At 67.0% G+C, this 24,654-nt stretch carries 22 protein-coding genes; 8 read left to right on the forward strand and 14 right to left on the reverse strand.

What is annotated here, in order from left to right:
* Positions 1–2: 2 nt before the first annotated feature.
* Positions 3–914 carry an alpha/beta hydrolase family protein gene (locus ETX26_RS02890; RefSeq protein WP_129523181.1) on the forward strand — a complete coding sequence of 304 codons (912 nt, stop codon included), beginning with the start codon at positions 3–5 and terminating at the stop codon, positions 912–914.
* A gap of 10 nt (positions 915–924) precedes the next feature.
* Here ETX26_RS02890 and ETX26_RS02895 read toward each other — a convergent pair whose 3' ends face one another.
* From ETX26_RS02895 to ETX26_RS02910, 4 genes are all read right to left on the reverse strand, one after another.
* The gene (locus ETX26_RS02895) at positions 925–1,809 is read right to left on the reverse strand and encodes a LysR substrate-binding domain-containing protein (protein WP_129523182.1); all 885 of its coding nucleotides are present in this window, start codon (positions 1,807–1,809) and stop codon (positions 925–927) included.
* A 77-nt stretch (positions 1,810–1,886) separates the two neighbouring features.
* Positions 1,887–2,798: a hemolysin family protein gene (locus ETX26_RS02900; protein ID WP_129523183.1), complete on the reverse strand. Its 912-nt coding sequence runs from the start codon at positions 2,796–2,798 to the stop codon at positions 1,887–1,889.
* A gap of 11 nt (positions 2,799–2,809) precedes the next feature.
* Positions 2,810–3,307, reverse strand: coding sequence for an rRNA maturation RNase YbeY (gene ybeY / locus ETX26_RS02905; protein ID WP_129523184.1), 498 nt, complete (start codon positions 3,305–3,307; stop codon positions 2,810–2,812).
* 154 nt (positions 3,308–3,461) lie between these two features.
* A complete protein-coding gene (locus ETX26_RS02910) occupies positions 3,462–4,490 on the reverse strand; it encodes a PhoH family protein (RefSeq protein WP_129523185.1) in 1,029 nt (342 codons plus the stop codon).
* A 180-nt stretch (positions 4,491–4,670) separates the two neighbouring features.
* Here ETX26_RS02910 and ETX26_RS02915 point away from each other — a divergent pair, with 180 nt between their 5' ends.
* The gene (locus ETX26_RS02915) at positions 4,671–5,600 is read left to right on the forward strand and encodes a hypothetical protein (RefSeq protein WP_225425580.1); all 930 of its coding nucleotides are present in this window, start codon (positions 4,671–4,673) and stop codon (positions 5,598–5,600) included.
* Here ETX26_RS02915 and miaB read toward each other — a convergent pair.
* The 8 genes from miaB to ETX26_RS02955 all read right to left on the reverse strand — a co-directional run bounded on the left by miaB (position 5,567) and on the right by ETX26_RS02955 (position 11,402).
* Positions 5,567–6,925, reverse strand: a complete 1,359-nt coding sequence (gene miaB, locus ETX26_RS02920; protein WP_129523186.1) for a tRNA (N6-isopentenyl adenosine(37)-C2)-methylthiotransferase MiaB — start codon at positions 6,923–6,925, stop codon at positions 5,567–5,569. The two genes, ETX26_RS02915 and miaB, sit on opposite strands and share 34 nt — an antisense overlap.
* 138 nt (positions 6,926–7,063) lie before the next feature.
* On the reverse strand, positions 7,064–7,912 hold the full coding sequence (locus tag ETX26_RS02925; RefSeq protein ID WP_129523187.1) for a lysophospholipid acyltransferase family protein: 849 nt from the start codon (positions 7,910–7,912) through the stop codon (positions 7,064–7,066).
* Positions 7,912–8,343, reverse strand: a complete 432-nt coding sequence (locus tag ETX26_RS02930; protein WP_119513767.1) for a Fur family transcriptional regulator — start codon at positions 8,341–8,343, stop codon at positions 7,912–7,914. The genes ETX26_RS02925 and ETX26_RS02930 overlap by 1 nt, the downstream gene beginning before the upstream one ends.
* A 76-nt stretch (positions 8,344–8,419) precedes the next feature.
* Entirely contained in the window at positions 8,420–8,860 is a 441-nt protein-coding gene (locus tag ETX26_RS02935; RefSeq protein ID WP_129523188.1) for a MucR family transcriptional regulator, read from the reverse strand.
* Between the two features lie 149 nt (positions 8,861–9,009).
* Positions 9,010–9,432, reverse strand: a complete 423-nt coding sequence (locus ETX26_RS02940) for a GNAT family N-acetyltransferase (RefSeq protein ID WP_318531642.1) — start codon at positions 9,430–9,432, stop codon at positions 9,010–9,012.
* A 29-nt stretch (positions 9,433–9,461) separates the two neighbouring features.
* Entirely contained in the window at positions 9,462–10,073 is a 612-nt protein-coding gene (gene tsaB, locus ETX26_RS02945) for a tRNA (adenosine(37)-N6)-threonylcarbamoyltransferase complex dimerization subunit type 1 TsaB (RefSeq protein WP_129523190.1), read from the reverse strand.
* Between the two features lie 117 nt (positions 10,074–10,190).
* Complete coding sequence (locus ETX26_RS02950; protein ID WP_129523191.1) at positions 10,191–10,799, reverse strand: malonic semialdehyde reductase; 609 nt, start codon at positions 10,797–10,799, stop codon at positions 10,191–10,193.
* 24 nt (positions 10,800–10,823) lie between these two features.
* On the reverse strand, positions 10,824–11,402 hold the full coding sequence (locus ETX26_RS02955) for a NifU family protein (protein WP_129523192.1): 579 nt from the start codon (positions 11,400–11,402) through the stop codon (positions 10,824–10,826).
* Between the two features lie 88 nt (positions 11,403–11,490).
* On the opposite strand from ETX26_RS02955, the gene ETX26_RS02960 reads away from it, so the two are divergent.
* A complete protein-coding gene (locus tag ETX26_RS02960; RefSeq protein WP_129523193.1) occupies positions 11,491–14,436 on the forward strand; it encodes a M16 family metallopeptidase in 2,946 nt (981 codons plus the stop codon).
* A 104-nt stretch (positions 14,437–14,540) separates the two neighbouring features.
* Positions 14,541–15,914, forward strand: coding sequence for a class II 3-deoxy-7-phosphoheptulonate synthase (locus ETX26_RS02965; RefSeq protein WP_129523194.1), 1,374 nt, complete (start codon positions 14,541–14,543; stop codon positions 15,912–15,914).
* A gap of 174 nt (positions 15,915–16,088) precedes the next feature.
* On the opposite strand, the gene ETX26_RS02970 is transcribed toward ETX26_RS02965, so the two are convergent.
* The gene (locus tag ETX26_RS02970; protein ID WP_129523195.1) at positions 16,089–17,657 is read right to left on the reverse strand and encodes a DUF1570 domain-containing protein; all 1,569 of its coding nucleotides are present in this window, start codon (positions 17,655–17,657) and stop codon (positions 16,089–16,091) included.
* A gap of 777 nt (positions 17,658–18,434) precedes the next feature.
* Here ETX26_RS02970 and egtB point away from each other — a divergent pair.
* The 4 genes from egtB to ETX26_RS02990 all read left to right on the forward strand — a co-directional run bounded on the left by egtB (position 18,435) and on the right by ETX26_RS02990 (position 23,188).
* Positions 18,435–19,760, forward strand: a complete 1,326-nt coding sequence (gene egtB, locus ETX26_RS02975) for an ergothioneine biosynthesis protein EgtB (RefSeq protein WP_129523196.1) — start codon at positions 18,435–18,437, stop codon at positions 19,758–19,760.
* Positions 19,760–20,746, forward strand: coding sequence for an L-histidine N(alpha)-methyltransferase (gene egtD, locus ETX26_RS02980; RefSeq protein WP_129523197.1), 987 nt, complete (start codon positions 19,760–19,762; stop codon positions 20,744–20,746). Before egtB ends, egtD begins: the two co-directional genes overlap by 1 nt.
* 110 nt (positions 20,747–20,856) lie before the next feature.
* A complete protein-coding gene (locus ETX26_RS02985; RefSeq protein WP_225425475.1) occupies positions 20,857–21,561 on the forward strand; it encodes a retropepsin-like aspartic protease family protein in 705 nt (234 codons plus the stop codon).
* A 79-nt stretch (positions 21,562–21,640) separates the two neighbouring features.
* Positions 21,641–23,188, forward strand: coding sequence for an MFS transporter (locus ETX26_RS02990; RefSeq protein ID WP_225425476.1), 1,548 nt, complete (start codon positions 21,641–21,643; stop codon positions 23,186–23,188).
* Positions 23,189–23,203: 15 nt separating this feature from the next.
* Here the strand turns inward: ETX26_RS02990 and ETX26_RS02995 are convergent, their stop codons facing one another.
* Positions 23,204–24,448 carry an MFS transporter gene (locus ETX26_RS02995; protein WP_129524119.1) on the reverse strand — a complete coding sequence of 415 codons (1,245 nt, stop codon included), beginning with the start codon at positions 24,446–24,448 and terminating at the stop codon, positions 23,204–23,206.
* Positions 24,449–24,654 lie beyond the last annotated feature (206 nt).

Genomic DNA, 24,654 nt, shown 5'->3' on the forward strand with positions numbered 1-24,654 from the left:
CCATGGCCCGTGCTTTGCGGGCCTGCGCCGGGGCGGGGGCAGCGCTGCTGTTCTCCGCCTGCGCCACCACCGACCTGAGCCAGGCACGCAGCCCCTGCGTTTACGAGCCGGGCGGTTGGTGCGGCTTCACGCGCGAGCTGGCAGCGGAAAGCTGGCAGTACGCGCAGCTCGCCAACAACAGCTACAAGGACGAGGAGGAACTCGCCCATCTGCCGGGCGACTTCGTGCAGGCGGGCGAGCCGCAGGAGCTCGAATCGGGCTACGCCTATGTCATCTACGACCGCCACGAGCCGGATGACGAAACCGGAGAGCCGAAGCTGGCCGAACGCGTGATCGCGTTCCGCGGCACCGAGATGGACAGCTTCGACGACTGGGTGCTCGGCAATATCGGCGAACTCCATAACGACCGCGGATGGGACACTTACGCCGAGCAGCGCAAGATGCTCGACGAGCAGGGCCTCGACGACGTGCCGATCCGCCTGACCGGCCATTCGCTCGGCGGAGCGATTGCCGCCTACGTGGCCCTGCGCGAGGCGCGCGCCACATCCTACGCCTTCAACCAGTCCCCGCGCTTTTCCGTACCCGAACAGCCTACCCGCACCCGGCGCCTTGCCGTTTCCGAACGCGGGGAGGCCCTGCGCAGCCTGCCTGCGGGCGGCGGCGTGTTCCTGCAGGATGCGCTGGTGGTCAACTGCCGCCCAAACGGCGCGCCGTGGAAAGATCACTCGATCCGCAAACTCGCCGAATGTCTCACCTGGATCGCCGCCTATGGCGATCCTCGGGCGCTCGAATCGGTTCGCAAGAACGCCATTCCCAAACCGCCGGTCGAATGCGGCCCTGTCGACAAAGAGCATCCCGGCGACGCGCCGCCCGAAGCGGTCTGCCGCCACCACACGCGGATCGGGAAGAACTGATCCGCGGCAGCTAGAGCTCCGCCTTTACCAACCAGTCGTGAAACAGCCGCACGGGTCGTTCCTCGAGCGCGGTAGGCTTGCAGACGAACCAGTAGCTGTAGGGGCTTTCGACCTCGACGCCGTAGAGGTTGGTCAGGCGGCGGTCGCCTGCACGGCGAAAATGGTCGTCGTGCATGATCGCGATGCCGAGCCCCTGGGCGGCGGCTTCGAGGATCAGCTGCCCCGAATCGTAATGGTCGATCGCGGCCGGCTCCAGGTCGTCGAAGCCGAGCGCACGCTTCCACGCCTCGAAGCTGGCGGGCAGTTCGGTATGAACCAGAAAGGTCTGCTTCGCCAGCAGCCCGGCATCGGGCGTTTCGCCGAGCGTCTCGGCAACGTCGGCCCGGCAGATCGCGTGGACCTTGTTGTAGTCGAGGCGCACCGCGTGGAGCGACCTGTCGGGTCCACGCGAAAGGATAATCGCGGCGTCCAGCGTGTCGCCGACGCGCGATTCGAGGTGCGGCCCGGTATCGATGTCGATGTGGAGGCGCGGGTGAAGTTCACGCAGTTCGGTCAGGCGCGGGAAAAGGCGCTGACTGCCGAACAGCGGCAGAACCCCGAGGTGAAGCCGCAGCAGCGAGAGGTTTTCCGATTGCCCCTCTACGGCGCGCGCCAGAGCCTCGAAGTGCGGGCTGACCGCCTCGTAGAAGTGGTGTCCTTCGTCAGTGAGCTGCATCGACTGGCGCGCGCGAGTGAACAGCTTTTTCCCGACGAATTCCTCCAGGTTGCCGATCCGGCGCGAAAGCGCGGAGGGGCTGAGGCCGATCTCCTCCGCAGCAGCGCGCGCGGAGCCGAGACGGACGGTGCGCATGAACGCTTCGAGCGCGCGCAATGGCGGAAGGCGGCGGGTCGGCATGGGCGGGAAAATGCTTGCTGGCTGGGTGAATGTCGAGCGCGATTTTGCAGTTGCGAAAAGTACCTTGGAAAGGCTTGCTACTCGGCGGTCGCCGGTTCTCCGGGCGGGTGCAGGCGCAGGCGCGTGACATGGGTCGCGTCGCCCGCGGTTACCTCGATCCGCCAGCCGCTCGGGTGCTTGACCACCGTGCCGACCGGCGGCACCTGCTCGGCCAGGACGAAGGTCAGGCCGCCCAGCGTGTCGACCGATTCCTCGACTTCCGCGAGGCGCGGGTCGACCTGTTCGGCCACGTCGTCGAGCTCGGCGCGCGCGTCGCAGTCCCACATGCCTTCGCCGATCGGGACGATCCACTGCTCGGGCATCTCGTCGTGCTCGTCCTCGATGTCGCCGACGATCTCTTCCACCAGATCCTCGATCGTGATGATTCCGTCGGTGCCCGAGAACTCGTCGAGCACGACCGCCAGATGCGTGCGCTGTGCGCGCATGTCGGCGAGGACGTCGAGCGCGCCGCGCGCCTGCGGCACGTAGAGCGGCTGGCGCATCAGCACTGTCCAGTCCTCGGGCGGCGGCTTGCCCTCCGCAAGATAGGGGAACACGTCCTTGATGTGGATCATGCCGATCACGTCGTCGAGCGTGTCGCGGTAGACCGGCATGCGCGAATGGCCGTTCTCCGAGAAGCTGGAGACGAGCTCGTCCCAGCTCCGCGAGGCGTCGATCGCGATGATCTCTCCGCGGGGGACCGCAATATCGTCCGCGTCGTGCTCGCGGAAATGGAGAATGTTGCGGAGCATCTGCCGTTCGACGGGCGAAAGATCGTCGTCGGGTCCGGAGTCCTCGCCGTTGACCGATTGCTCGTCCTCGTGCTCGTCGATGGCTTCTTCGAGCTGCGCGCGGAGCGAGCGATCACCTTCGCTGAAGAATCTGCGAATGGCGAGCCAAAGCCCGCGTCTACTGTCTGCGTCTCCGGCAGAGTTATCGGAATCGGGCATGGCCCTGGATGTCACTCCTGGTTGTCTCGATCGCCATATGGGTCCGGCAGGCCGAGAAGCGCAAGCGCCTTTATCTCCATGCCCTCCATTGCCTCGGCATCCTGCTCCGAAATCTCGTGATCGTATCCGGCGAGATGGAGCAGGCCGTGGACCAGCAGATGGAGCGCATGGCTTTCAAGCGGTATTCCCTTCTCCGCCGCTTCCCGCATGCATGTTTCCCACGCGAGTGCGAGATCGCCGAGCATCTCCGGCCCACCCTCCGGGGTGAGCCCGAGCAGTTCCTCGCGCGTCAGCATGGGGAACGAGAGCACGTTGGTCGGCTTGTCCTTCGTGCGCCACTCGCGGTTGAGCGTGCGGACATCCTCGTCGATGGTGAACAGCACGCTCGCCGTCAGCCGCCCGTTGGCAAGCTCGGGCGCGACTTTCTCGGCCGCTTCGGTCGCACGATAGGCGAGATCGGCCCAGTCGTAGGAGCTCGGCCAGCCGTCGATTTCGATATCCAGATCCATCACATCCCCTCCTCTTCGAAGGAGGGTGCTGGGGGATGGTGGCGCGGCGTGGAGCGTCGTGCAAGGGGCAGGCACCACCCCGCTACGGTCAGGCGCCGCCGCGCGCCGCCAGGTCTCGCTGCCCCTCCTCCGAAGAGGAAGGGGGCCTGCGCGTTCATGCGTCTTTCCCCTCGTAAGCCTCGACGATCCGTCCGACGATGGGGTGACGCACCACGTCGGCGGCAGTGAAGCGGCTGACGGCGATCCCCTCCAGTCCTTCGAGCCGCCCGATGGCATCGGCAAGACCGCTCATCGCGTCGCCGCCGGGAATGTCGACCTGCTTGGGATCCCCGCACACGACCATCCGGCTGTTCTGGCCGAAGCGGGTGAGGAACATCTTCATCTGCTCGCGCGTGGTGTTCTGCGCTTCGTCGAGGATGACGAAGGCGTCTGCCAGCGTCCGCCCGCGCATGAAGGCGATCGGCGCGACCTCGATCACGCCCGAGATCAGGTGTCGCTCCACCTGCTCCGGCGGCATGCAGTCGTAGAGCGCGTCGTAGAGCGGGCGCAGATAGGGATCGACCTTCTCCTTCATGTCGCCGGGCAGAAAGCCGATCTTCTCGCCCGCCTCGACCGCCGGGCGGCTGAGGATCAGGCGCTGGACGCTGCCGGTGATGAGCTGGCTCACCGCCTGCGCGACGGCGAGATAGGTCTTGCCCGTTCCCGCGGGGCCGAGCGCGAAGATGAGCTCGTCGCGGGCAAGCTGGCGCATGTAGGGGATCTGCCCGGCGCTGCGGGGTACGATCGTCTTGCGCCGCGTGCGGATCATGACCGGCGGACCGTCGCTCTCGCCCGAGATGATCCCTTCCAGCGTCGGCTCGTTCGACATCGCGATCAGCGATTCGATCGCGCCCGAGTCGAGCTCCTCCCCGCGCGCGAGTCGGCCGTACATTGCCTGGAGCACGTCGCGCGCACGGGCGACCGAATCTTCCGGCCCTTCGATCAGCACTTTGTCGCCGCGCGCCGAGATGAACACGCCGAGGCGGTTTTCCACCTGCACGAGGTTCGCGTCGAACTGGCCGAACAGCGGTACGAGCAGCGATTGGTCGTCGAAACTCAGCTCAGCCTTGGCGCGCCTGATCTCGCGCTGCGGGCTGGGCGGCGGCGAGATGGCCGGATCGGCGCTGTTCGGTCTGCGTCCCATGCAATCCTTTCGTGGTGCGGGGCCGAATCTAGAACGCAACGCGCGGGAGGCAAGCTTGGTGCCTCAACACGGCGGTGGATTGTTATCGAGTTGTATGAACGGGCGACGAAATCAGTAGGTTGTGGTTTGCCAACGCCATGTGGCCTATAGTCGAACAAGTGTGGGAAAGAAGGGATTGTGATGATCGCCTCGGCTTGGAAACAGATGGCGGCGCTTCCGATGCTGATCGCTTGCGGTTCTGCAATCGACGCCAGAGCTCAGAGCAGCCCGCCCTCCGGAGATGAGATCGTAGTCCAGGCAGAGCTGGAGAAAGCCGAACGGCAGGTCGAAGCCTTGACGCGCGAAATCACTCGCCGTCCTCGCACCGACAAGCCGATTTCCAAACGCTACTCCGCCGTCTGCGTGGGAGTCTATGGATTGTCGGCGGATTTCGCGCATGTCCTGATCTCGCGCATCGAGGAAAACGCGCGGACGCTGGGCATCCACGTCCTGGGAAAGGGATGTCAGGTGAACACGCTGGTCGCGTTCACGAACGACAGCCGTGCCGAAATCGAGCGCCTGCGCAAGGCAGAACCGTGGCTCTTCGAAACCCTGCTGGATTACGAATACGATCGCATTTTGCGCGGTAACGGCGCGGCACAGGCTTGGCATTCGACCCAAGTGAAGGGCGCCGACGGCAAACCCTTCCGCACCGAAATGCTGCCTTGTCCGCCCGCTTGCCCGCCGCGCGCAGCAGAGATTAACGACCAAGCGTTCGCGAGCAACATTTCTCAACAGCTCAGGGTTGATATTGAGGGCTCGATTGTGGTCTTCGATAACGCTCACGTACCGGGCAAGTCGATACAACAACTTGCCGACTACGCCTCGATGCGGCTCTTCGCACCCACCGATGATGTTTCGAACGGCGCTCCCGGTGAAATGTCGACCATCCTTTCGCTTTTCGCCGAGGACGGGGATGCTCCAGACGGCCTCACCGCGTTTGACCGAGCCTACCTTGGGGCGCTGTACAAGTTGCCTGCCACCGCGCGAGGCGCAGCGATCCACGATGCGACCTGGGCGGCGTATCGCCAGGGACGCTATGAAATCGCCGGCTCCAGCGACACCGACTGAACAAGGCGGCCCGCAAGCGAGTTGGGGCCTGCTTCGACGAGCTCGGCCTGGACCAGGTCGCCGATTGCCGCGTCGCCCTCGAACCAGACCGATTGCAGCCAAGGCGACTTGCCGAGCCACTGGCCAGAGTGCTTGCCCTTGCGTTCGACCAGGACTTCGCAGGTCTTGCCGACCGAAGCTTGGTTGAACGCGAGCTGGTGGCGGTTGAGTGCCGCCTGGAGGCGCTGGAGGCGTTCGTCCATGGCCTCGCGCGGAATCTGGCCGTCCATCGCCGCGGCCGGCGTGCCGGGGCGGGGGGAATACTTGAAGCTGAACGCCTGCGCGTAACCGACCGCTCCGACGAGGGCGAGGGTTTCCTCGAACTCCGCCTCGGTCTCGCCCGGGAAGCCGACGATGAAGTCGCCCGACAGTGCAATATCCGGCCGCGCCTGGCGGAAGCGCTCGAGCAGGCGGAGGTAGCTGTCCGCGGTGTGGCTGCGGTTCATCGCCTTGAGCACGCGGTCGCTGCCCGACTGCACCGGCAGGTGCAGGAATGGCATCAGCTTGTCGATCTCGCTGTGCGCCGCGATCAGCGCGTCGTCCATGTCGGCCGGGTGGCTGGTGGTATAGCGAATGCGGGCGAGCCCATCGATCTCGGCAAGGTCGCGGATCAGGCCTGCCAGTCCGATCGCGCGGCCGCGGCCGTCTTCGCCGCTCCAGGCCGAGACGTTCTGGCCCAGCAGGGTGATCTCGCGCGCGCCGGCCTCGACCAGACGCTGCGCTTCGGCAACCAGGTCGCTGAACGGGCGCGAGATTTCGGCGCCGCGGGTATAGGGAACGACGCAGTAGGTGCAGAACTTGTCGCACCCTTCCTGTACGGTGAGGAACGCGGCGGGCGGGCTCTTGCGGCGCTGGGGCAGGGCGTCGAACTTGGCGATCGGCGGCATGTCCGTATCGGTCGCGCGCTCGCCGTGCACCGCCTTGTCGAGCATTTCGGGCAGGCGGTGATAGGCCTGCGGGCCGACGACCATTGAGACCGCCGGCGCACGCGCCATGATCTCCTCGCCTTCCGCCTGCGCGACGCAGCCGGCGACCGCGATCAGCGGCTTCTTGCCCGCCTGTTCGCCCGACTTCACCAGACGGCCGATGTCCGAATAGACCTTCTCCGCCGCCTTCTCGCGAATGTGGCAGGTGTTGAGCACGACGAGGTCCGCGTCCTCGCCCTCCGGGGCGGGCGCGATGCCCTTGTCGGCCAGCAACTCGGCCATGCGCTCGCCATCGTAGACGTTCATCTGGCAGCCGAAGCTCTTGACCCGGTAGGTCTTCGGAGGGGCACTCTGTCGCATGGCGCGCGCCTATAGCGGAGGTAGGCGCGGTTTGGAACTGCTGGAGATACTCATGAGTCCCAGCGGAGGCTGGGACCTCCCTCAACAGCGGACGACCTGCCGGCACGAGGTCCCAGCCTTCGCTGGGACTCACAGCCGTTACTCGGTCGGCGCGTTGTAGCGCACCGGCACCACATCGTGCCGGAACTCGCGCAGCGGCTTGCCGAGCGTGGTCAACAGCGCCGCCTCGATCGCGGCGCGGGCCCGCGCGCCGATCGCCTTGCGGCCGCGGAACTCTTCGGGGCTGAACGGCTCGAGAAAGTGCAGACGCACGCGGAAGCTACCCTTGCGCGCAAGGATGCGGCGTGCGTTGTGCAGGCCGCTTTCCTCGCCGATCCAGCCGATCTCCTCCGCTACGGGGCCGTAGTCGACGAGGACCGGCTGGACGAGCACGCCGGGCGGCGGCGGTTCGAGCACGCTCAGCATGCTGGTCTTGAACGGGAGGAGCGACTGGCCGTCGGTCGTCGTCCCTTCGGGAAAGACGGTGACTGACCAGTTGTCCTGCAGCGCCTCGCGCAACGCGTTGATCTGCTCGGCCACGCCGAGGCGGTTTTCGCGCTTGACGAAGACCGTGCGGTTGAGCCGGCACAGCCAGCCGACCGCGGGCACTTCGCTGAGCTCGTGCTTGGCGACGAACGCCGTGCCGCTCGCGCCCGCGAGCGAGAGAATGTCGAGCCACGAGACGTGGTTGGCGATGAAGAACACGTCGCGCCGCAGCGGCACCCCGATCTTCTCCACCCGCGCGCCAGCGATGCGCGCGGTCAGCCCGAGGAACCACATCGGGAACGGTGAACCGTAAGCGAACAGGCGATAGAGGAAGTGCAGCGGCACGAAGACTGCCAGCAGCAGGACGATCGCCAGGGCGCGAAGGGCCAACCGAAGGTGACCTGCGAGGGACAGCGGCGCACTTTCCCCGTGCGCCACCGCCTCGCGCAGCGCCGGATCCATCAGTCGGGCTTGTCGCCGCGATCGAGCCTGACGCCGTAGAGTTCCATCCGGTGATCGACTAGGCGATAGCCCAGGCGCTCGGCGATCACCTTCTGCAGCGCCTCGAGCTCCGGATCGACGAACTCGACCACGTTGCCGCTCTCGACGTCGATCAGATGGTCGTGATGCGCCTCGGGCGCCGCTTCGTACCGGGCGCGGCCGTCACCGAAGTCGTGCCGGTCGAGAATGCCCGCTTCTTCGAACAGGCGCACGGTGCGGTAGACCGTGGCGATCGAGATCTTGGGATCGATTGCGGAGGCGCGATGATGGAGCTGCTCCACATCCGGATGATCCTCGCTCTCCGACAGGACGCGGGCGATCACCCGCCGCTGTTCCGTGATGCGCAGGCCGCGGTCGGCGCAGAGTTGCTCGAGATCGATCCGCTGGGACAAGTGGGCACCTTAATAGTAGAAACGCCCCGCACCCTTAACGGGGCAGGGCGTTCTGCTCAAGCGCGAGGTGCCGCGCTCAGTCGGCCTTCTTGCGGCGCCCGCGCTTCTGTCCGGGCTTGCGGCCGAGGCCGATCTTCTTGGCGAGATCGCGGCGGGTCTCCGCGTAATCGGGCGCGACCATCGGATAGTCGGCGCCGAGGTTCCAGCGCTGGCGATACTCGTCCACCGTCATGCCATGCTCGGTCATCAGGTGACGCTTGAGCATCTTCATCTTCTTGCCGCAATCGAGGCAGACGATGTGGTCTTTCTTGACCGAAGAGCGAAGCGAAACCGCGGGTTCCGGTGTCGGTTCTTCTTGCGCGATATCGGCACCGAGTCCTGAGAGCGCACCGTAAACGTTGCTGATCAGCGTCGGCACTTCGTCGACTGCCACGCTGTTGTTGCTCACGTGGGCCGCGACGATGTCCGACGTTAATGTGATCAACGTTTCGGTCATGTCGAATTCTTGCTGTTCCATATTACCTCGGTGGCGATGTTTTGTCATTGATGTAAATGTCTTGAATCGCGAGCCGCTGCTCACCCCTGTTTCATGGACGAGGAATATAAATATTTCAACACCGTTGAATTGCGAACGTATATCAAATGCGCGCGCTTCAGACCTAAATGTTATAAATCGCGAGCGAACGTAATCGCGTCGAGAAACTGTCCCGACGGCAACCGATAATATGCCTTGCGGCGGCCAATCGGCTCGAAGCCCATCAACCGGTAGAGCGAGGCGGCCGGGTTATTATCACGCATTTCCAGGAACATGCGCTCGGCTCCGCGACCGCGGGCTTCGGCGAAAGCGCGGGTGAGCAGCGCCCGGCCGATGCCCTTGCCGCGCAGATGGGGCCGCACGCCGATCAGGAGCAGTTCTTCTTCTCCGGGAGCGAAACGGGTCAGCGCGAAACCGGCTGCGTCGCTTTCCTCCGCGAGCGGCTCGCCGTCGGAGCCGGACAGGAGGTAATGCGTATGCGGCAGGGCCAGCGAATCCGACACCTGGCGGCGGTTCCATGCTTCGGCCCAGGCCGGATCGAACGCGGCGTCCATTACGTCCATGATCCGGTCGAGATCGTCCTTCATGCGGAAGGTCTCGCGTCGGGTGGCCGGCCGTAGATCGGCCGCGGATCGGCGGAGAGGAGGGCGGTGGGGACATGCAACGCTAAGCGCGCGTCGGGATGAAGCGGAAGGGCACGGCCTTCCCCGCGCCGCGCCACGAGCGCTTCGGCCTGGGTGCCGCCGACCAGCGACGCGCCGATCGCGCGCGCGGCTTCCTCGGGTGGGAGCGAGCGGACCTCGGCCTCCGGCAGCCCGTCGGGACCGAACGGCTGCACGAACCATTCGCCGTGCCCGCCCGTGGTGCAGACGCCGACCGGTTCCCCGGCATGCTCGGTTTGCATCATGGCCGCGATCAGCGCGAGCGTCGGATAGCCGGCGACCTGCGCGCCCCATGCGTAGCCGAGCGCGCGCGCGGTCGCTAGGCCGATGCGCACGCCGGTGAAGCTGCCGGGACCGAGCGAGACGAGGATGCGGCCGGCGCGCCCGCGATCAGGCAGCGCGGCGATCATCGGCACCAGCCGTTCGGCATGGCCGCGGCCGAGCACGCGATGATCGTGCGCCACCGGTGTGTCGTGCTCGAACAGCGCGACCGAGCAGGCCTCGGTCGCGCATTCGATCGCCAGCGTTCGCATGTTTCGCGCTCAATCCTTCCCGTCGCCGCGGGCGCGACTTGTCCGCGCGGCTTCAGCCTGCGGGTTTGCAACGACGGGAGGAGCCGTCAAGCGCGGAGGGCGCCTGACGGCCGGAAATCAGGCGATGGTGTTGAACCTGTCGAAGTCGGGCCGCGGGCTGCGGTCGAAGATCGTCGAGGCGTCGCCATAGCCGATGCCGCAGATGAAGTTGCTGCGAACGCGCGGCTGATCGGCGAAGAACGCCTTGTCGACCGCCGCGTTGTCGAACCCCGACATCGGGCCGCAGTCGAGCCCGAGGGCGCGCGCGGCGAACATCAGATAAGCCCCCTGCAGCGAGGAGTTGCGGAAGGCGCCTTGCTCGCGCCCGGCCTCGTCGCCTTCGAACCAGCTCTTCGCGTCGGTGTGGGGGAAGAGCCACGGAAGATGCTCGTGGAAATCGATATCGTAGCCGATGATCGCGACGACCGGCGCGGTCTCGATCTTTGTCTTGTTTCCTTCCGAAGCGAGATCGGAAAGCTTCTGCTTCGCTTCGGCGGACTTCGCCCAGACGATCCGCGCGGGCTGCATGTTGGCGGAGGTCGGCCCCATCTTCATGAGCTCGTAGATCGCGCGGATCTGTTCGTCCGACACCGGCTTGTCGAGCCAGCCGTTATAGCTGCGCGCCTCGTGGAAAAGCTGGTCGAGCGCGTCGTCGGACAGGACGTTGTCGTGAAACTGCTTGGTCATCGAAACTCCGCCAAAATGGAAAAATCAGGCCGCGCGGACTTCGACGACCTCGGGCACGTAGTGCTTCAGAAGGCCTTCGATCCCGTGCTTGAGCGTCGCGGTCGAGCTCGGGCAGCCGGAACAGGCGCCCTGGAGCTGGAGATAGACGACGCCGTCGCGGAAGCCGCGGTACTGGATATCGCCGCCGTCGCCGGCGACGGCAGGGCGCACCCGCGTTTCGAGCAGGTCGTTGATCTGGGCGACGATGTCCGCGTCTTCCGGATCGTCGTCCACCAGCATTTCGTTTTCGCCCGGCACTGCGATGCCGCTCGCGTTGCCGCCCGCGAACAGCGGCGCCTCGGAAACGAAATGGTCGAGCAGGATCGAGACGACCTGCGGCTTGAGCGAGGACCATTCCACGCCCGGCGCCGCGGTAACCGAAACGAAGTCGGCGCCGAAGAACACGTTGGTGACTTCGCCCGTGTCGAAGATCGCCTGCGCCAGCGGGCTCGCCTCGGCCGCTTCGGGGCTGGCGAACTCGCGCGTGCCGGAGGGCATGACCTGCCGCCCGGGCAGGAACTTCAGGCTCGCGGGGTTCGGCGTGGTTTCGGTCTCGATGAACATGCCCGCGATGTAGGGTCGAGGGACCCGCCGGGCAAGGGCCGCACGCATTCACTATCCCTTCATCGCCCGGCTCCCTATAACCGCGCGCATGACTCTTCTCCCGCGCGCCGTCCGGCGCCTCGCGCTCCTCCTCCCCCTCGCGCTCCTGACGCCTTCCGCAACGGCGCAGCAGGCTCTGCCCGCAGGTGCACCCGAGTCGCTCCAGACCGGTGACGAGGTGCCGTGGATCTATCGCGGGAGCGATGTTCCGCGCGACAAGGAATGGCTGTTCGGAGAGATGGACAATGGCCTGCGCTACGCCGTGCGCAAGAACGGCGTGCCGCCGCGGCAGGTCTCGATCCGTATCCGCATGGACGCGGGCTCGCTGCACGAGCGGGACGACGAGCGCGGCTTCGCGCACCTGATGGAGCACCTGAGCTTCCGCGAGAGCAAATACCTCGGCCCCGCCATGGCGATCCCGACCTGGCAGCGCCTCGGCGCAACGTTCGGCAGCGACACCAATGCCGAAACCACGCCGACCCAGACGGTCTACAAGCTCGACCTGCCCAACGCGACGCCGCAGGCGCTGGAGGAGAGCTTCAAGCTCCTCTCGGGCATGATCCGTGAACCGGTGCTCAACGAGAGGAACCTGGCTGCCGAAGTGCCGATCGTGCTGGCCGAAAAGCGCGAGCGCGGCGGTGCGGCGGAACGCGTGGTCGAGGGGACGCGCAAGACGCTGTTCGCCGGCCAGCCGCTTGCAGAGCGCATGCCGATCGGCACCGAGGAGACGTTGACGGGTGCGACAGCGCAAGCCGTGCAGGCATTCCACGACCGCTGGTACCGGCCCGAGAACACCGTGATCGTCGCCGCAGGCGATATCGATCCGGTGCGGCTAGCGCAGCTGGTCGAGCAGTGGTTCGGCGATTGGCAGGGCAAGGGCCCTCACGTCGAGGCGCCGAATTTCGGCGACCCGGTGCCGCCGCCCGGCGCGACCGGCGAGAACCCGGTCGGCGAGACGGCGGTGCTCGTCGAACCCGATCTGCCGCGTTCGCTGACCTACGCGATCATGCGCCCGTGGCGGAAGGTCGACGATACGATCGAATACAACGAGGGCCTGCTGCTCGACTCGCTTTCGCAGGCGCTGATCAACCGGCGGCTGGAAGCACGGGCGCGGGCGGGCGGCTCGTATCTCTACGCGCAGGTCCAGCAGGACGATGTCAGCCGTTCGACCGATGCGACCTTCGTTACGGTCGCCCCGCTGAGCGAGGATTGGGAAGCCGCGCTGACCGACGTGCGGGCCGTGATCGCCGACGCGCTCGCGACGCCGCCCTCGCAGGAGGAAATCGCGCGCGAAATGGCCGAGTTCGACGTCGTCTTCGCAAGCATGGTCGAGCAGCGCGCCGTGATGGCCGGATCCAAGCTGGCGGACGACATCGTCACTGCAGTCGATATCCGCGAGACGGTCGCCGCGCCCGAGACCGTGCTGTCGGTGTTTCGCGGCATGAAGGAGAAGTTCACGCCCGAAGCCGTGCTCGAGCATACCCGCGCGCTGTTCTCCGGCGATGTCATGCGCTCGGTTTATGTCACGCCCGCCACCGGAGAAGCCGACGCCGCGGCGCTCAAGACGGCGCTGGAAGCCGAGGTTGCTCCGGACCCGAGCGCCCGGCTCGACAGCTCCCCGATCTCGTTCGAGGACCTTCCCCCGATCGGGGAGCCGGGGCAGGTCGTAGACGAATCGTCGCTCGGCCTGCTCGGAATCGAGCGGATCGAGCTCGACAATGGCGTCACGGCGATCCTGTGGCCGAACGATGCAGAACCCGGCCGGGTGGCCGTGCGCGTGCGCTTCGGTGCGGGATTCCGCGGGTTCGACGAAGACGATGCGGTCTACCGCGCGCTGGGCGAGGCGGCGCTCGTCCAGTCCGGCGTGGGCGAACTCGGGCAGGAAGAACTCGACCGGATCTCGACCGGCCGCAAGATGGCCTTCAACTTCGAGGTCGAAGATGCCGCGTTCACCTTCTCCGCGCAGACGCGCAACGCCGATCTCGCGGACCAGCTCTACCTGTTCGCTGCCAAGCTTGCGATGCCGCGGTGGGACGGGAACCCGGTGCTGCGCGCCAAGGCGGCCGCACGTCTCGCCTACGAGAGCTACTCCACCAGCCCGAGCGCGGTGCTCAACCGCGACCTCGAATACTATCTGCGCGATCGCGATCCGCGTTATGCGACGCCCGACCTCGCCATGCTGGAAGGGACGACGCCGGAGAAGTTCCGCGAAGTCTGGGAGCCCCTGCTCGAGCAGGGGCCGATCGAGGTCGCGATCTTTGGCGAGTTCGACCGCGCCGCCGCGCTCGAGGCCCTGCGCAATACTTTCGGCGCTTTGCCCGAGCGCACGCCGATCCCGGCCGAAATCGCTGCGCGCACGCCCGATTTCCCTGCACCTTCGACTGACACGGTCGTGCTGCATCACCGCGGTGATGCCAATCAGGCGGCTGCGGTCATCGCATGGCCGACGGGCGGCGGGGTCGAGCGGCTGCCCGAATCCCGCCAACTCGAGATCCTCGCCAACCTGTTCAGCAACCGCCTGATCGACGCGATGCGCGAGCGGGCGGGAGCGAGCTACGCGCCGCAAGTCATGAACACCTGGCCGGTGGACTTGCAGGAGGGCGGACGGCTCACCGCGATTGCGCAGCTTCGACCGCAGGACGTGCCGGCCTTCTTCGCGGCGGCGGACGAGATCGCGGCCGACCTGGCGGCGAATCCTCCGACCGAGGACGAACTGGCTCGCGTGACCGAGCCGCTGCGCCAGCTGATCAACCGCGCCTCCACGGGCAACACCTTCTGGATGTACCAGCTCGAAGGGTCGACCCGCGATCCGCGCAGGGTGCAACTGGTGCGCTCGCTGCTCAACGACTATACGGTGACCACACCGCAGGCGATGCAGCAGCTTGCCCAGCGGCACCTTGCCGCCCGCCCGGGCTTCCGCCTCGCGGTCATTCCCCAGGGGCAGGAACTGGTCCGCGCGGCGCCTGGATCCGAAGCGGAGGTCGCCGGTCGCTGATCCGCGCATAGCGCAACCATCAGCGACCGAAAGTTAATTGCCCTTGCGGCTCGCCGCGCATTGGCTTTCAATGCGCGGCCCCGCAAACACGGAAAGATCGGCACGTGGCTCGCAATTGGACTCCCGATAGCTGGAAGGCGCAGGAAGCACGGCACCTTCCGCAGTACGACGACGCCCAGGCGCTCGCGGATGCGGAGGCTACGCTCGGCAGTTACCCGCCGCTGGTGTTCGCGGGCGAAGCGCGCGCACTCAAGGCCGAGCTTGCCGGGGTCGCTCAGGGCGAGGGCTTCCTGATCCAGGGCGGGGACTGCGCCGAGAGCTTTGCCGAGTTCCACCCGAACAACATCCGCGACACTTTCCGCGTGCTGCTGCAGATGGCGGTCGTGCTGACGTTTGCCGGCAAGCTGCCGGTGGTGAAGGTCGGCCGCATGGCAGGCCAGTTCGCCAAGCCGCGCAGCGCGCCGACAGAGACCAAGGACGGCGTGACTCTGCCGAGCTACCTCGGCGACAACGTCAACGGCATCGAGTTCACGCCCGAGAGCCGCCGCAACGATCCGCAGCGGATGGTGCGCGCCTATTCGCAGGCCGCGGCAACGCTGAACCTCCTGCGCGCCTTCGCCGGCGGCGGCTACGCCAACCTGCGCCAGGTCCACCAGTGGACGCTCGACTTCATGGGCCGCAGCCCGTGGGCGGAGAAGTTCGCCGAGACCGCCGACCGTATCGGAGAGGCGCTGGACTTCATGGAAGCCTGCGGAGTCGACCCGGCGACCGTGCCGCAGCTCCAGGGCACGAGCTTCTACACCAGCCACGAGGCGCTGCTGCTGCCCTACGAGCAAGCGATGACGCGGCAGGATTCGCTGACCGGCGACTGGTACGACACCAGCGCGCACATGGTCTGGATCGGCGATCGCACGCGCTTCCCGGGCAGCGCCCACATCGAATTCGCGCGCGGTATCGGCAATCCGCTCGGCCTCAAGTGCGGTCCGAGCCTGGAGCCGGACGACCTGCTGACGCTGCTCGATACGCTCAACCCCGCGCGCGAGCCGGGGCGGATCACCCTGATCAGCCGCTTCGGTCACGACAAGGTCGAAGTCGGCCTGCCGCGCCTCGTCCGTGCCGTCACGCGGGAAGGGCACCCGGTGGTGTGGAGCTGCGATCCGATGCACGGCAACGTCGTGAAGTCGGACAGCGGCTTCAAGACACGGCCCTTCGACCGCATCCTGACCGAAGTGAAGGGCTTCTTCGCGGTCCACCGTGCCGAAGGCAGTCACGCGGGCGGCATCCATATCGAGATGACCGGGCAGGACGTGACCGAATGCACGGGCGGCGCGATCGCGATCACCGATGAGGCGCTGGGCGACCGCTACCACACGCACTGCGACCCGCGTCTCAACGCCGCGCAGTCGCTCGAGCTCGCATTCCTGCTGGCGGACATGATCCGGCTGGAAGCCGTGGAACGCCGCGCCGACGCCGCCTGAGATCATCTGGCCGCAGCGCGGGCAAAGGGGCCTTTACGCCGCAAGGCTGCGCCTCATAGCGTAGAACCCTCGTCTGTGCCGCTCGAGCGACTGCGGCCGGCCCCCGCCCTTCGCGCCGTGCATCGCAGAGGGGGCCGGGTCACCATGCGCCGCGCCGCCGGCTTCGGTGGCGTGTTAGCTTTGCGGCACCTCTTCGGCGGGTTCCGCCGGCATATCGCTGGCGGCTGCCTCCGGCTCGCCCCACACCTCGGCGCCCAGCAGCGCTGTTCCCTCTTCAACCCCGTCGAGCTTCTCCAGGACGGCGCGTGCCTGGTCCGCCAGGCCGCCGCCGTGTGGATCTGCGGCGACCGGCTTGAGGTTGTAGCGGGCGAGTTCGATCTTGCCTTCGCCCATCTGCATGATCGCGGCATTCAGCGCCAGATCACGGTCGAACGGCGCCAGCTCCGCCGCCCGTTCGAGCGCGTGTCTCGCGGTTTCGGTCGGCGTCTCGCCGCGCTCGAGGAAGCTGCGATAGTAGTAGATCAACGGCAAAGGATGATCGTTCTCGAGCTTATTGAGCTCGCTGAACGGCACCATCGCGGCGGCATAGGCGGCATCGGGATCGTCCGCCTCACCTGCGATGCGGAATAGAGACAGCCCTTTCTGCACGTAGGCGTTCTTGACCGTCGGATCGATGGCGATCGCGCGGTCGGCGGCGGCGATCGCCTCTGCATCGTTGCCGGCGTCGTGCTCCGCCTCCGCCAGCACGGCGAGAACGTCCGCATCGTTCGGGTAGCGCGCGGCCACCTTGCGCGCGTCCGGCAGCAGTTCGAGCGCCTGTTCACGCGATACCCCGCGCTGCGAGCGGATGCGCAGCGGCATGGCTTCATCCATGCCCTCGCTCAGCTGGCGTACGGTGATGTTTCCGATGGGGACCTGCTCGGGTTTCAGATTGAAGAGGTTCAACCGCCGCTGCCGCAAGTAGGCGTCGAGTTCGCGCTCCAGCACGTCGAGATCTCCGAAGACCTGCTCGGCCGCCGCTCGCGCGGGGGTGCCCTCGGCGATCGTGAGCCAGTATTGCGCCAACTGACCGCCGCGTTCCTCCGAGAAGGTCAGGTAATGGTAGAGCGCCCAGGCGCGACCGTAGAACGCGTCGTGGCCCTTACCGCGGTTCTGTTCGTAAAGCTCGTAATCGAGAAGTTCCTCGACGCTCACGTCCGCAGAGTAATGCAGCTCCGCCGCGCGGTGATAGGCCGGGCGCCCGATCTGGATCGATCCATCCCGCGGGAATCGGCTCGACGCGAAGAATTCTGCCGCACCCTCGCTCAGCCAGTTCGGCATTGCGTAGCGCGAGCTGCCGATGAGAAAATGGTGCGCATACTCGTGGAGGAGCACGATGAACGAGAAATGCGGTTCGCCGTGCGAAACGCGCACGTCTGGTACGAAGGCGCGCGACGCGCCGGCGCGGGGGATATAGAACCCGGCCACGTTGCGCGCATCGTCTCCGACGAGCTTGCGGACGTCGCGCTCGTGGCCGACCGCAAAGATCGTTACCCGGTTCGACGGACTCGGCGAAGGAATATCGCGCTGGGTCAGGACACGCAGAGCCGAATGGTAGCGCTCGAGCATTTCGGCGAACTTCTTCACGTCCTTGGCGCTGTCGTCGGCATAGACGACGAAGTGTTCGGACTGCGCCTCGTGCCAATGGGCCCGAGCCGGCGAGCATGCGCTCAACGCAAGTAGGAAAGCGACCAGATATTTCATTGACCCCCCCCTCAAATTCCCCACCGCGACGATAACGGCAAAGGGACGGGGGGTGAATACCCTCTGATCCGTCTCGCAAGCGGGATGCCCTTGGTCAGGCAGACCGGCCAACTTTGCTCTTGACATTCATAACCAAATAGGTTAGCAATGTCGCCGCCCCTGAACCTCACAGGGGCACGAGGACCGGGAGCGGGCGAGACCGGCTTGCCTCCCTCCTTCGCCGTCCGGCTTGCCGGGCGGCGACGCGGCCGGCGCGGGTGCGCGTGGGCGGGCGGTCATGGTCAGACCGTCGAGCTCGACCCGAACCTACAGCCGGAAGCCGCGATTCGGATGCGCGCCCCAGCGCCTGCCGGGCATCCTGCCAAACGTGGCAGGCTCTCCCGCGGCAAGGCGGACGCGGGCGCCGGTGGCGCGGCGGATCAGCCGCGGGGCCGGGGGGACTGTGCGCGAGCTCTTGCCCTCCGCCTGCCGATCGCTGTGAAACAGAGCCGAGCCGGACGCGCCGCGGATGAGCGTACTCCGGCCGTTCGCAGACAGGACAAATCGCCGCCCGCCTGCCCCAAATCCAGCGCACGCCCTGGCGACGCGCCGGCCGCGCGGTTCCTTTGTTTCCCACGGCGTCATGTCCGGGTTCGCCGCCGGATGACTTCGCATGTCCGCCGCCGATACGGCTTCAGCTATCCCGACTATTCGCCGCAATCGCTATCGTCCCGGCCCTTTCCTTCGCCGACCATTTCCGCCATCATCGCTGCGGACTGGTAGCGACAGGAGAGTTCCGTGCCCCAGCCCGAAGCGGCCCCTCGATGGGAAGGCGCATCGAAACTGGCCGACGATTTCCGTCGCACGCGCGCGCTGAGCGAGGCGCTTGCCGCGCCGCTGTCGGATGCCGATGCGACGATCCAGTCGATGGAGGATGCGTCGCCGGCCAAATGGCACCTCGCGCATACGACCTGGTTCTGGGAGACGTTCCTCCTGCGCGACCACGCGCCCGGCTATCGGCTCTATCGCCGGGACTGGCCGTACCTGTTCAACTCCTACTACGAGGCAGAGGGCGAGCGGGTGGCGCGCGGCCGGCGCGGGATGCTTTCGCGTCCGACGGTCAGCGAGATTCTCCAATGGCGCGCGCATGTCGACGCCGCGATGGAGGGGCTGCTCGACAATCCCGAGTGCGCGCCGCTGGTCGCGCTCGGCATCGCACACGAACAGCAGCATCAGGAGCTGCTGTTGACCGATATCAAGCACGCGCTGTTCCAGAACCCGCTCGGCCCGGCGATGTGGGAGAGCAACAATAGCGCGAGTCCCCGCGAAGGCGGGGATCTCGGGCAGCTACCGGACGACCACGCGGCCCGAGGCCCCCGCCTTCGCGGGGGCTCGGGGCCGGACGACTGGCACGGCCACCCGGGCGGCGTCGCGCTGATCGGCCATGACGGCGATGGCTTCGCCTTCGACAACGAGGGGCCGCGCCACCGCGTCCTGCTGGAGCCGTTCGCGCTCTCGAAGCGCCTCGTCACCAACGCCGAGTGGGACGAGTTCGTTGCCGACGGCGGTTATCGCGACGCGCGCCTGTGGCTCTCCGATGGATGGGCCTGGGTCAGCGAGCACGAGGTGAAGGCACCGCTCTACTGGCGCGAGGGGGAGCAGTTCAGCCACGCCGGCTGGCGGCCGCGCGATCCGCGGGCGCCGGTCACGCACGTGTCCTATTACGAAGCCGATGCTTTCGCGACCTGGGCCGGCGCGCGCCTTCCGACCGAGTTCGAGTGGGAAGCGATCGCGCGCGGCCAGCACGCCGATGAAGCGCCGGCGCACGATCCGGCCGGCGGCAACCAGCTCGACGAGGCGGCGGCGCCATTGCCCCTCGGCACCGACACCCTGTTCGGCGACTGCTGGCAGTTCACCCGCTCGGCCTATCTGCCCTATCCGCGTTTCGCACCGGCACCGGGCGCGGTCGGCGAATACAACGGCAAGTTCATGTCCGGTCAGTTCGTCCTCAAAGGTGCGAGCTGCGCCACGGTGCGCGGCCATTCGCGCGCCAGCTACCGCAACTTCTTCTATCCGCACCAGCGCTGGCAGTTCACCGGCGTAAGGCTTGCAAGGGACGTCTGATGGCCGCGAACGAGGGGATGGCGCTCGTCGATCTCGACGGGGAGGGGGTCGACCGGGCGTTCCGCGCCGACGTTCTCGCAGGATTGCACCAGCCGCAGAAGGCGATACCGGCGCGGTGGCTGTACGACGACGCCGGTTCGCAGCTGTTCGAGGACATCACCCGCCTCGAAGAGTATTATCCGACCCGTGCGGAGACCGAGATCCTGACCGCGCGGGGCGCGGAGTTCGCGGGGGAGATCGGCCCGGGGCGGGCCGTCGTCGAATTCGGCAGCGGCAGTTCGGTCAAGACGCCGCTGCTCCTGCGCGCGATCGACCCCGCAGCCTATGTCCCGCTCGACATTGCCGGCGACTTCCTGCGGGCGGCGGCCGACGACCTGGCAACCAAGTTTCCCGGCCTGCCGGTCTACCCGGTCGAGGCCGACTTCATGCGCGAGGTCGCGCTGCCCGAGGCGGTCAAGGGGCTGCCCACGCTCGGCTTCTTCCCTGGATCGACGATCGGCAACATGGTTCCGCGAACCGCGGTCAACCTGCTGCGCACGATGCGTGCGACGCTGGGCGCGGATTCCAAGCTGCTGATCGGCATGGACCTGATCAAGGACCCCGCGGTGCTGGAGGCGGCCTACGACGATGCCGCCGGCGTGACGGCCGAATTCAACCTCAACCTCGCGCGGCGGATCAATCGCGAGCTCGACGGCACGATTCCGGTGGAGGACCTGCGCCACGTTGCGCGCTGGAACGACGATTTTGCGCGGATCGAAATGCATCTCGAGGCGCGGCGCGACATGACCTTCGAGGTCGCGGGCGAGAGTTTCTCGCTCGCAACGGGCGAGACGATCCACACCGAGAACAGCCACAAGTTCTCGCGCCGCAGCGCCAATGCTCTGCTCCTCGCCGGCGAATGGACTCCGGTGCGCCGGTGGACCGACAGCGGGGAGCGCTTTTCCCTGATCCTTGCCGAGGCGACCATTCCGCGCAGCGCGCCTTAAGCTCTCGCTCGATCCCCCCTCCACGAGCCCCTGCGAAGGCAGGGGTCTCCCTCCGCACCGGACGACCAGGCGGCTTGAGGTCCCAGCCTTCGCTGGGACACGGCAAGGCCATGGAACCCGACGCCGCGAACACCTATATCCGCAGCGTGGATCTCGATGCCCTCTTCAACGCCATCGCCGGAGTGATCGCGGAGATTCCGCGTTCCGGCCTCCTGCTGGCGACCGTGGCCGCGCTCGTTGCAGGCTGGGTCGGTTCGATCATGGCGCGGCGCGACGTGCCGTTCGGCCTGTCCATCCGCCGCCTCAGCACGCTCGCATTGGGCGGCATCCTCGTCGTGCTCGTGCTCCAGCTTTCGCGCTTCGATCCGCGGATCGAGCTCGCCGTTCCGCAGATCGGCCTGCCCGAGCAGGTGGTGGAGGGCGGCGAGACCCGCATTCCTCTGGCACCCGACGGCCATTTCTGGCTCCGCGCCGAAGTGAACGGAGAGCCGGTCGCCTTCATGGTGGATACCGGCGCGACGCTGACGGCGGTGTCCGCGCAGGTCGCCGATCGTGTCGATCTCGAGCCGCGCACCGGCGGCATTCCCGTACGGCTCAACACCGCGAACGGCACGATCTCGGCCGAGATCACCACGATCGACGACCTGCGCTTCGGCAACGTAGCCGCGCGTGGGCTCGACGCCGTGATCGCGCCGAACCTCGGCGAAACGAGCGTGATCGGCATGAATCTCCTCTCCCGCCTCCAGTCGTGGCGGGTGGAAGACAACACCCTGATTCTCGTTCCCCATCATCCGCAAGTGCCGGTGGACTGGTAGGACGCCGCCGATGCGGTCGAACCAGCGCGCCGCGCCTTGCACGATTGATACGCCGCCCAAAGCGGCCTAGCGCGCATTCATGAGCGGGGTGGGAAGACGGCCGGATTCGGTCATCGGCGAGCGGGCGGTCTGGTTCTGGGCCGGGAGCGCCGCGATCACCGCCGGGGTCCTGCTGCACCTGCCGATGCTGTCCCATGCGCATGCCATGGGCAACCATCTGGCCGGAATGGCAATGGACCCGTGGATGTACCTGGGCATGGCATTGATCGCGGCCGGCGCCCCGCTGGCGTGCTACGGCGCATTGCCTAAACGGAAGCCCCGGCATGCCGACGATGCCGGGACCAGCTACGAGGCGCGCAATTCCACGCCACTTAACCGCTGGCACGCCGGCGTGCTGGTCGTCCTCACGCTGGGGCTGGTGATCGATGTCATGAAGCCGGCGACGCTCGGGTTCGTGCTGCCGGGGATGATCGGCGAATACGGCATCACGCCTGCCACTGCGGCGCTGCTGCCGCTGGTCGCCTTGATCGGGACGACAGTGGGCTCCTTCATGTGGGGCTGGCTCGCCGACGTGTACGGCCGGCGGGTCTCCATCCTCCTTTCCACGATCCTGTTCGTTTCGACCGCGATCTGCGGCGCCATGCCGGCGTTCGAGTGGAACCTCGTCATGTGCTTCCTGATGGGCGCGTCGGCGGGCGGAATGCTGCCGGTGGTCTATGCGCTGCTGGCCGAAGTCATGCCGCCCCGACACAGGAGCTGGGTGCTGGTACTCGTGGGCGGCACCGGGCTCGTCGGCGGCTATCTCGCCGCGAGCGCCGCAGCCCATCTCTTCGAGCCGGTGTTCGGATGGCGGGCGCTGTGGCTCCAGGGATTTCCGACCGGGCTGCTCCTGCTGGCACTCGCGCGGCTCATACCCGAATCGCCACGGTTCCTTGCCGAACAGGGCCGCCACGCGGAGCTTGCCCGGATGAGGCAGAGATACGGAATCGTGCCGCGCGAGCGCGCCCCGCCGCCCGAAGACGCGCCAGTCGCGCACGAGAGGCACGGGCGCCTCACGCTCGCGCTGACCATCGCGGCCCTTTCGTGGAGCTTCGTGAACTTCGGCTTGCTGCTATGGCTGCCGAGCGATCTGCAGGCGCGCGGTTACTCGGCCGAGCTGGCGAGCGGCACGATCGCGAGCTCGGCGCTTGTGGCCCTGCCGACGGTGATGCTGGCCGCCTGGCTCTACAGCCGCTGGAGCAGCAAGTGGACGCTGGTAGGAATGATCGCGCTTACGCTCGCGGGGCTCGTCGGGGCGCTGCTCCCGCCCGAGCTGCTTGTGTGGGACCCGCTGCTGCTGGGCGTGATCGCCATGCTGATCATGGGCACGAACGGGATGATCGCGGTGCTCCTCCCCTATACCGCCGAGAACTACCCGCTCGGCACACGCGGTCGGGCGACGGGCCTCATCGCCGGAAGCAGCAAGTTCGGCGGCGTTGCCGTTCAGCTCTTCGCGCTGCTGGGCCTCATCCCCACTCTGGGCGGAACGGCGCTGGCGCTCTTGCTGCCGATGGCGGCCTCGGGCGGGCTCGTCGCCTGGGCCGGGCGCGAGACGCGCGGCCGCAGCTTGCGCGATCTGGAGGCCTGATCCCCGCGGCGTTCGCTAAGCTCGGCGCGATATGCTGAGCAGCAGGATACATGCGAGCGCGGCCAGTCCGGCGAGGAGCAGGAAGAGCGCGGCGAAGCCGAAGGTTGGTACCAGGGCCAGCGCGAACCATGGCATGATGAGCGAAGGGACGGTGTTGGTGAGGTTGAACAGCCCGAGATCCCGCCCCCGCGTTTGCGGCCTCGTCAGCACCCGCAGCGTCTGCCCCGAATGGAGCGCGAGGAACACGGTGCTGGCGAGCCCGAAGGCCACGTAGCCGGTGATCGCCAGGGTCAGCGACGGCGCCAGCGCCATGAGCAGGAGGCCGATTGCCGCAATACCTGCGCCCGCCGCAAGCGGCGCGATCGGGCGGTCGGCCCGGTCCGACCAGCGGCCGGTCAGAAGCGCGAGGGGGACGCCGAGACCCAGCACGACGAAGAACAGCGTGGCGGTGTCGTTGTCGCTGTAGCCGGGCTCGATGCTGCGGAACCAGAGCAGCAGGTATGCGAACAGCATTGCCTCGGCGATCTGGACCAGCAGGCGTGCGAGCCACATTCGCGCAACCGCCGTGCGGGCCGCACGGCCGCCCGTGTCTACCGCTTTCTCCGGCTTTCGGGGGATCATCAGCTGCGGCATGGGGCGGGGCGCGCCGAACACGAGGGCGGGGAGCACCATTGCGACAACCATCGCCGCGACGAGACCGAGCCTTGCATCCGCCGACGCAACCGCGGGCAGGGTGACGAGCGCGCCCGACAGAGCGCCCAGCGCCGGAGCAAAGGAGAGGAGTCCGCCCAGCAGCCCTTTCTGGCGGTCCGGCACGAGATCGCCGGCCCAAGCGGCCAACGGCGCGAGCATCATGTTGAGGCAGACCTGCCAGGCGACGATGAAGGCGATCAGCACCGGGACGCTGGCTGCCGTCCGGACCGAGACGAGCAGCAGGCAGGACAGCACGAGGCCGGCGACGATCCACGGCCGGCGATCGCCGGTCAGATCGCTGAGCCAACCAAAGGCGATGTTCGCGAGGCTGGCGGCGGTCGCCCCGGCAAAGGCGGTGTAGGCGAGAACCGAGACGGCCTCTTCGCCAGCCAGGGAAGAGACCCTGACCGGAAGCAGCATCGTGAGGAAAGGAACATAGGCGACCGCCCCGCCTGCAGCCGCGAGGGCGTAGAGATAGAGAAAGCGCGTCGACTGCAGCGCCGGCGGAGCAGCCTCCGGTCGGTCGCCCGCCGAAAGGGATGAAGCCGCCGGCGGCGCAGTGTCCATGCGTCCGGAAGTCATCGGAGAATGATCGGCGCGGCCCCTCAACCCCGTTTCGCGGCTACCGCGGAGCCGCCGATATTCGTGATTGTACCCATGCCAATGCCCTCTCCCCGCGAGATCGCGGACCCGCGATTCGGGTTCCACTGTCTATCTCGCCCCCCGTTCGAAACCCTTTTGCATCCGCGGTCAACGCCCCGTCCCAACAGATC

This window comes from Pelagerythrobacter rhizovicinus (assembly GCF_004135625.1).
GTDB classification, from domain to species: Bacteria; Pseudomonadota; Alphaproteobacteria; order Sphingomonadales; family Sphingomonadaceae; genus Pelagerythrobacter; species Pelagerythrobacter rhizovicinus.

Coding starts and splice junctions, on each gene's coding strand:
- ETX26_RS02890 (WP_129523181.1), top strand. CDS start 3: ATGGCCCGTGCTTTGCGGGCCTGCGCCGGGGCGGGGGCAGCGCTGCTG.
- ETX26_RS02895 (WP_129523182.1), bottom strand. CDS start 1,809: ATGCCGACCCGCCGCCTTCCGCCATTGCGCGCGCTCGAAGCGTTCATG.
- ETX26_RS02900 (WP_129523183.1), bottom strand. CDS start 2,798: ATGCCCGATTCCGATAACTCTGCCGGAGACGCAGACAGTAGACGCGGG.
- ybeY (WP_129523184.1), bottom strand. CDS start 3,307: ATGGATCTGGATATCGAAATCGACGGCTGGCCGAGCTCCTACGACTGG.
- ETX26_RS02910 (WP_129523185.1), bottom strand. CDS start 4,490: ATGGGACGCAGACCGAACAGCGCCGATCCGGCCATCTCGCCGCCGCCC.
- ETX26_RS02915 (WP_225425580.1), top strand. CDS start 4,671: ATGATCGCCTCGGCTTGGAAACAGATGGCGGCGCTTCCGATGCTGATC.
- miaB (WP_129523186.1), bottom strand. CDS start 6,925: ATGCGACAGAGTGCCCCTCCGAAGACCTACCGGGTCAAGAGCTTCGGC.
- ETX26_RS02925 (WP_129523187.1), bottom strand. CDS start 7,912: ATGGATCCGGCGCTGCGCGAGGCGGTGGCGCACGGGGAAAGTGCGCCG.
- ETX26_RS02935 (WP_129523188.1), bottom strand. CDS start 8,860: ATGGAACAGCAAGAATTCGACATGACCGAAACGTTGATCACATTAACG.
- ETX26_RS02940 (WP_318531642.1), bottom strand. CDS start 9,432: ATGGACGCCGCGTTCGATCCGGCCTGGGCCGAAGCATGGAACCGCCGC.
- tsaB (WP_129523190.1), bottom strand. CDS start 10,073: ATGCGAACGCTGGCGATCGAATGCGCGACCGAGGCCTGCTCGGTCGCG.
- ETX26_RS02950 (WP_129523191.1), bottom strand. CDS start 10,799: ATGACCAAGCAGTTTCACGACAACGTCCTGTCCGACGACGCGCTCGAC.
- ETX26_RS02955 (WP_129523192.1), bottom strand. CDS start 11,402: ATGTTCATCGAGACCGAAACCACGCCGAACCCCGCGAGCCTGAAGTTC.
- ETX26_RS02960 (WP_129523193.1), top strand. CDS start 11,491: ATGACTCTTCTCCCGCGCGCCGTCCGGCGCCTCGCGCTCCTCCTCCCC.
- ETX26_RS02970 (WP_129523195.1), bottom strand. CDS start 17,657: ATGAAATATCTGGTCGCTTTCCTACTTGCGTTGAGCGCATGCTCGCCG.
- egtD (WP_129523197.1), top strand. CDS start 19,760: ATGGCCGCGAACGAGGGGATGGCGCTCGTCGATCTCGACGGGGAGGGG.
- ETX26_RS02985 (WP_225425475.1), top strand. CDS start 20,857: ATGGAACCCGACGCCGCGAACACCTATATCCGCAGCGTGGATCTCGAT.
- ETX26_RS02990 (WP_225425476.1), top strand. CDS start 21,641: ATGAGCGGGGTGGGAAGACGGCCGGATTCGGTCATCGGCGAGCGGGCG.
- ETX26_RS02995 (WP_129524119.1), bottom strand. CDS start 24,448: ATGGACACTGCGCCGCCGGCGGCTTCATCCCTTTCGGCGGGCGACCGA.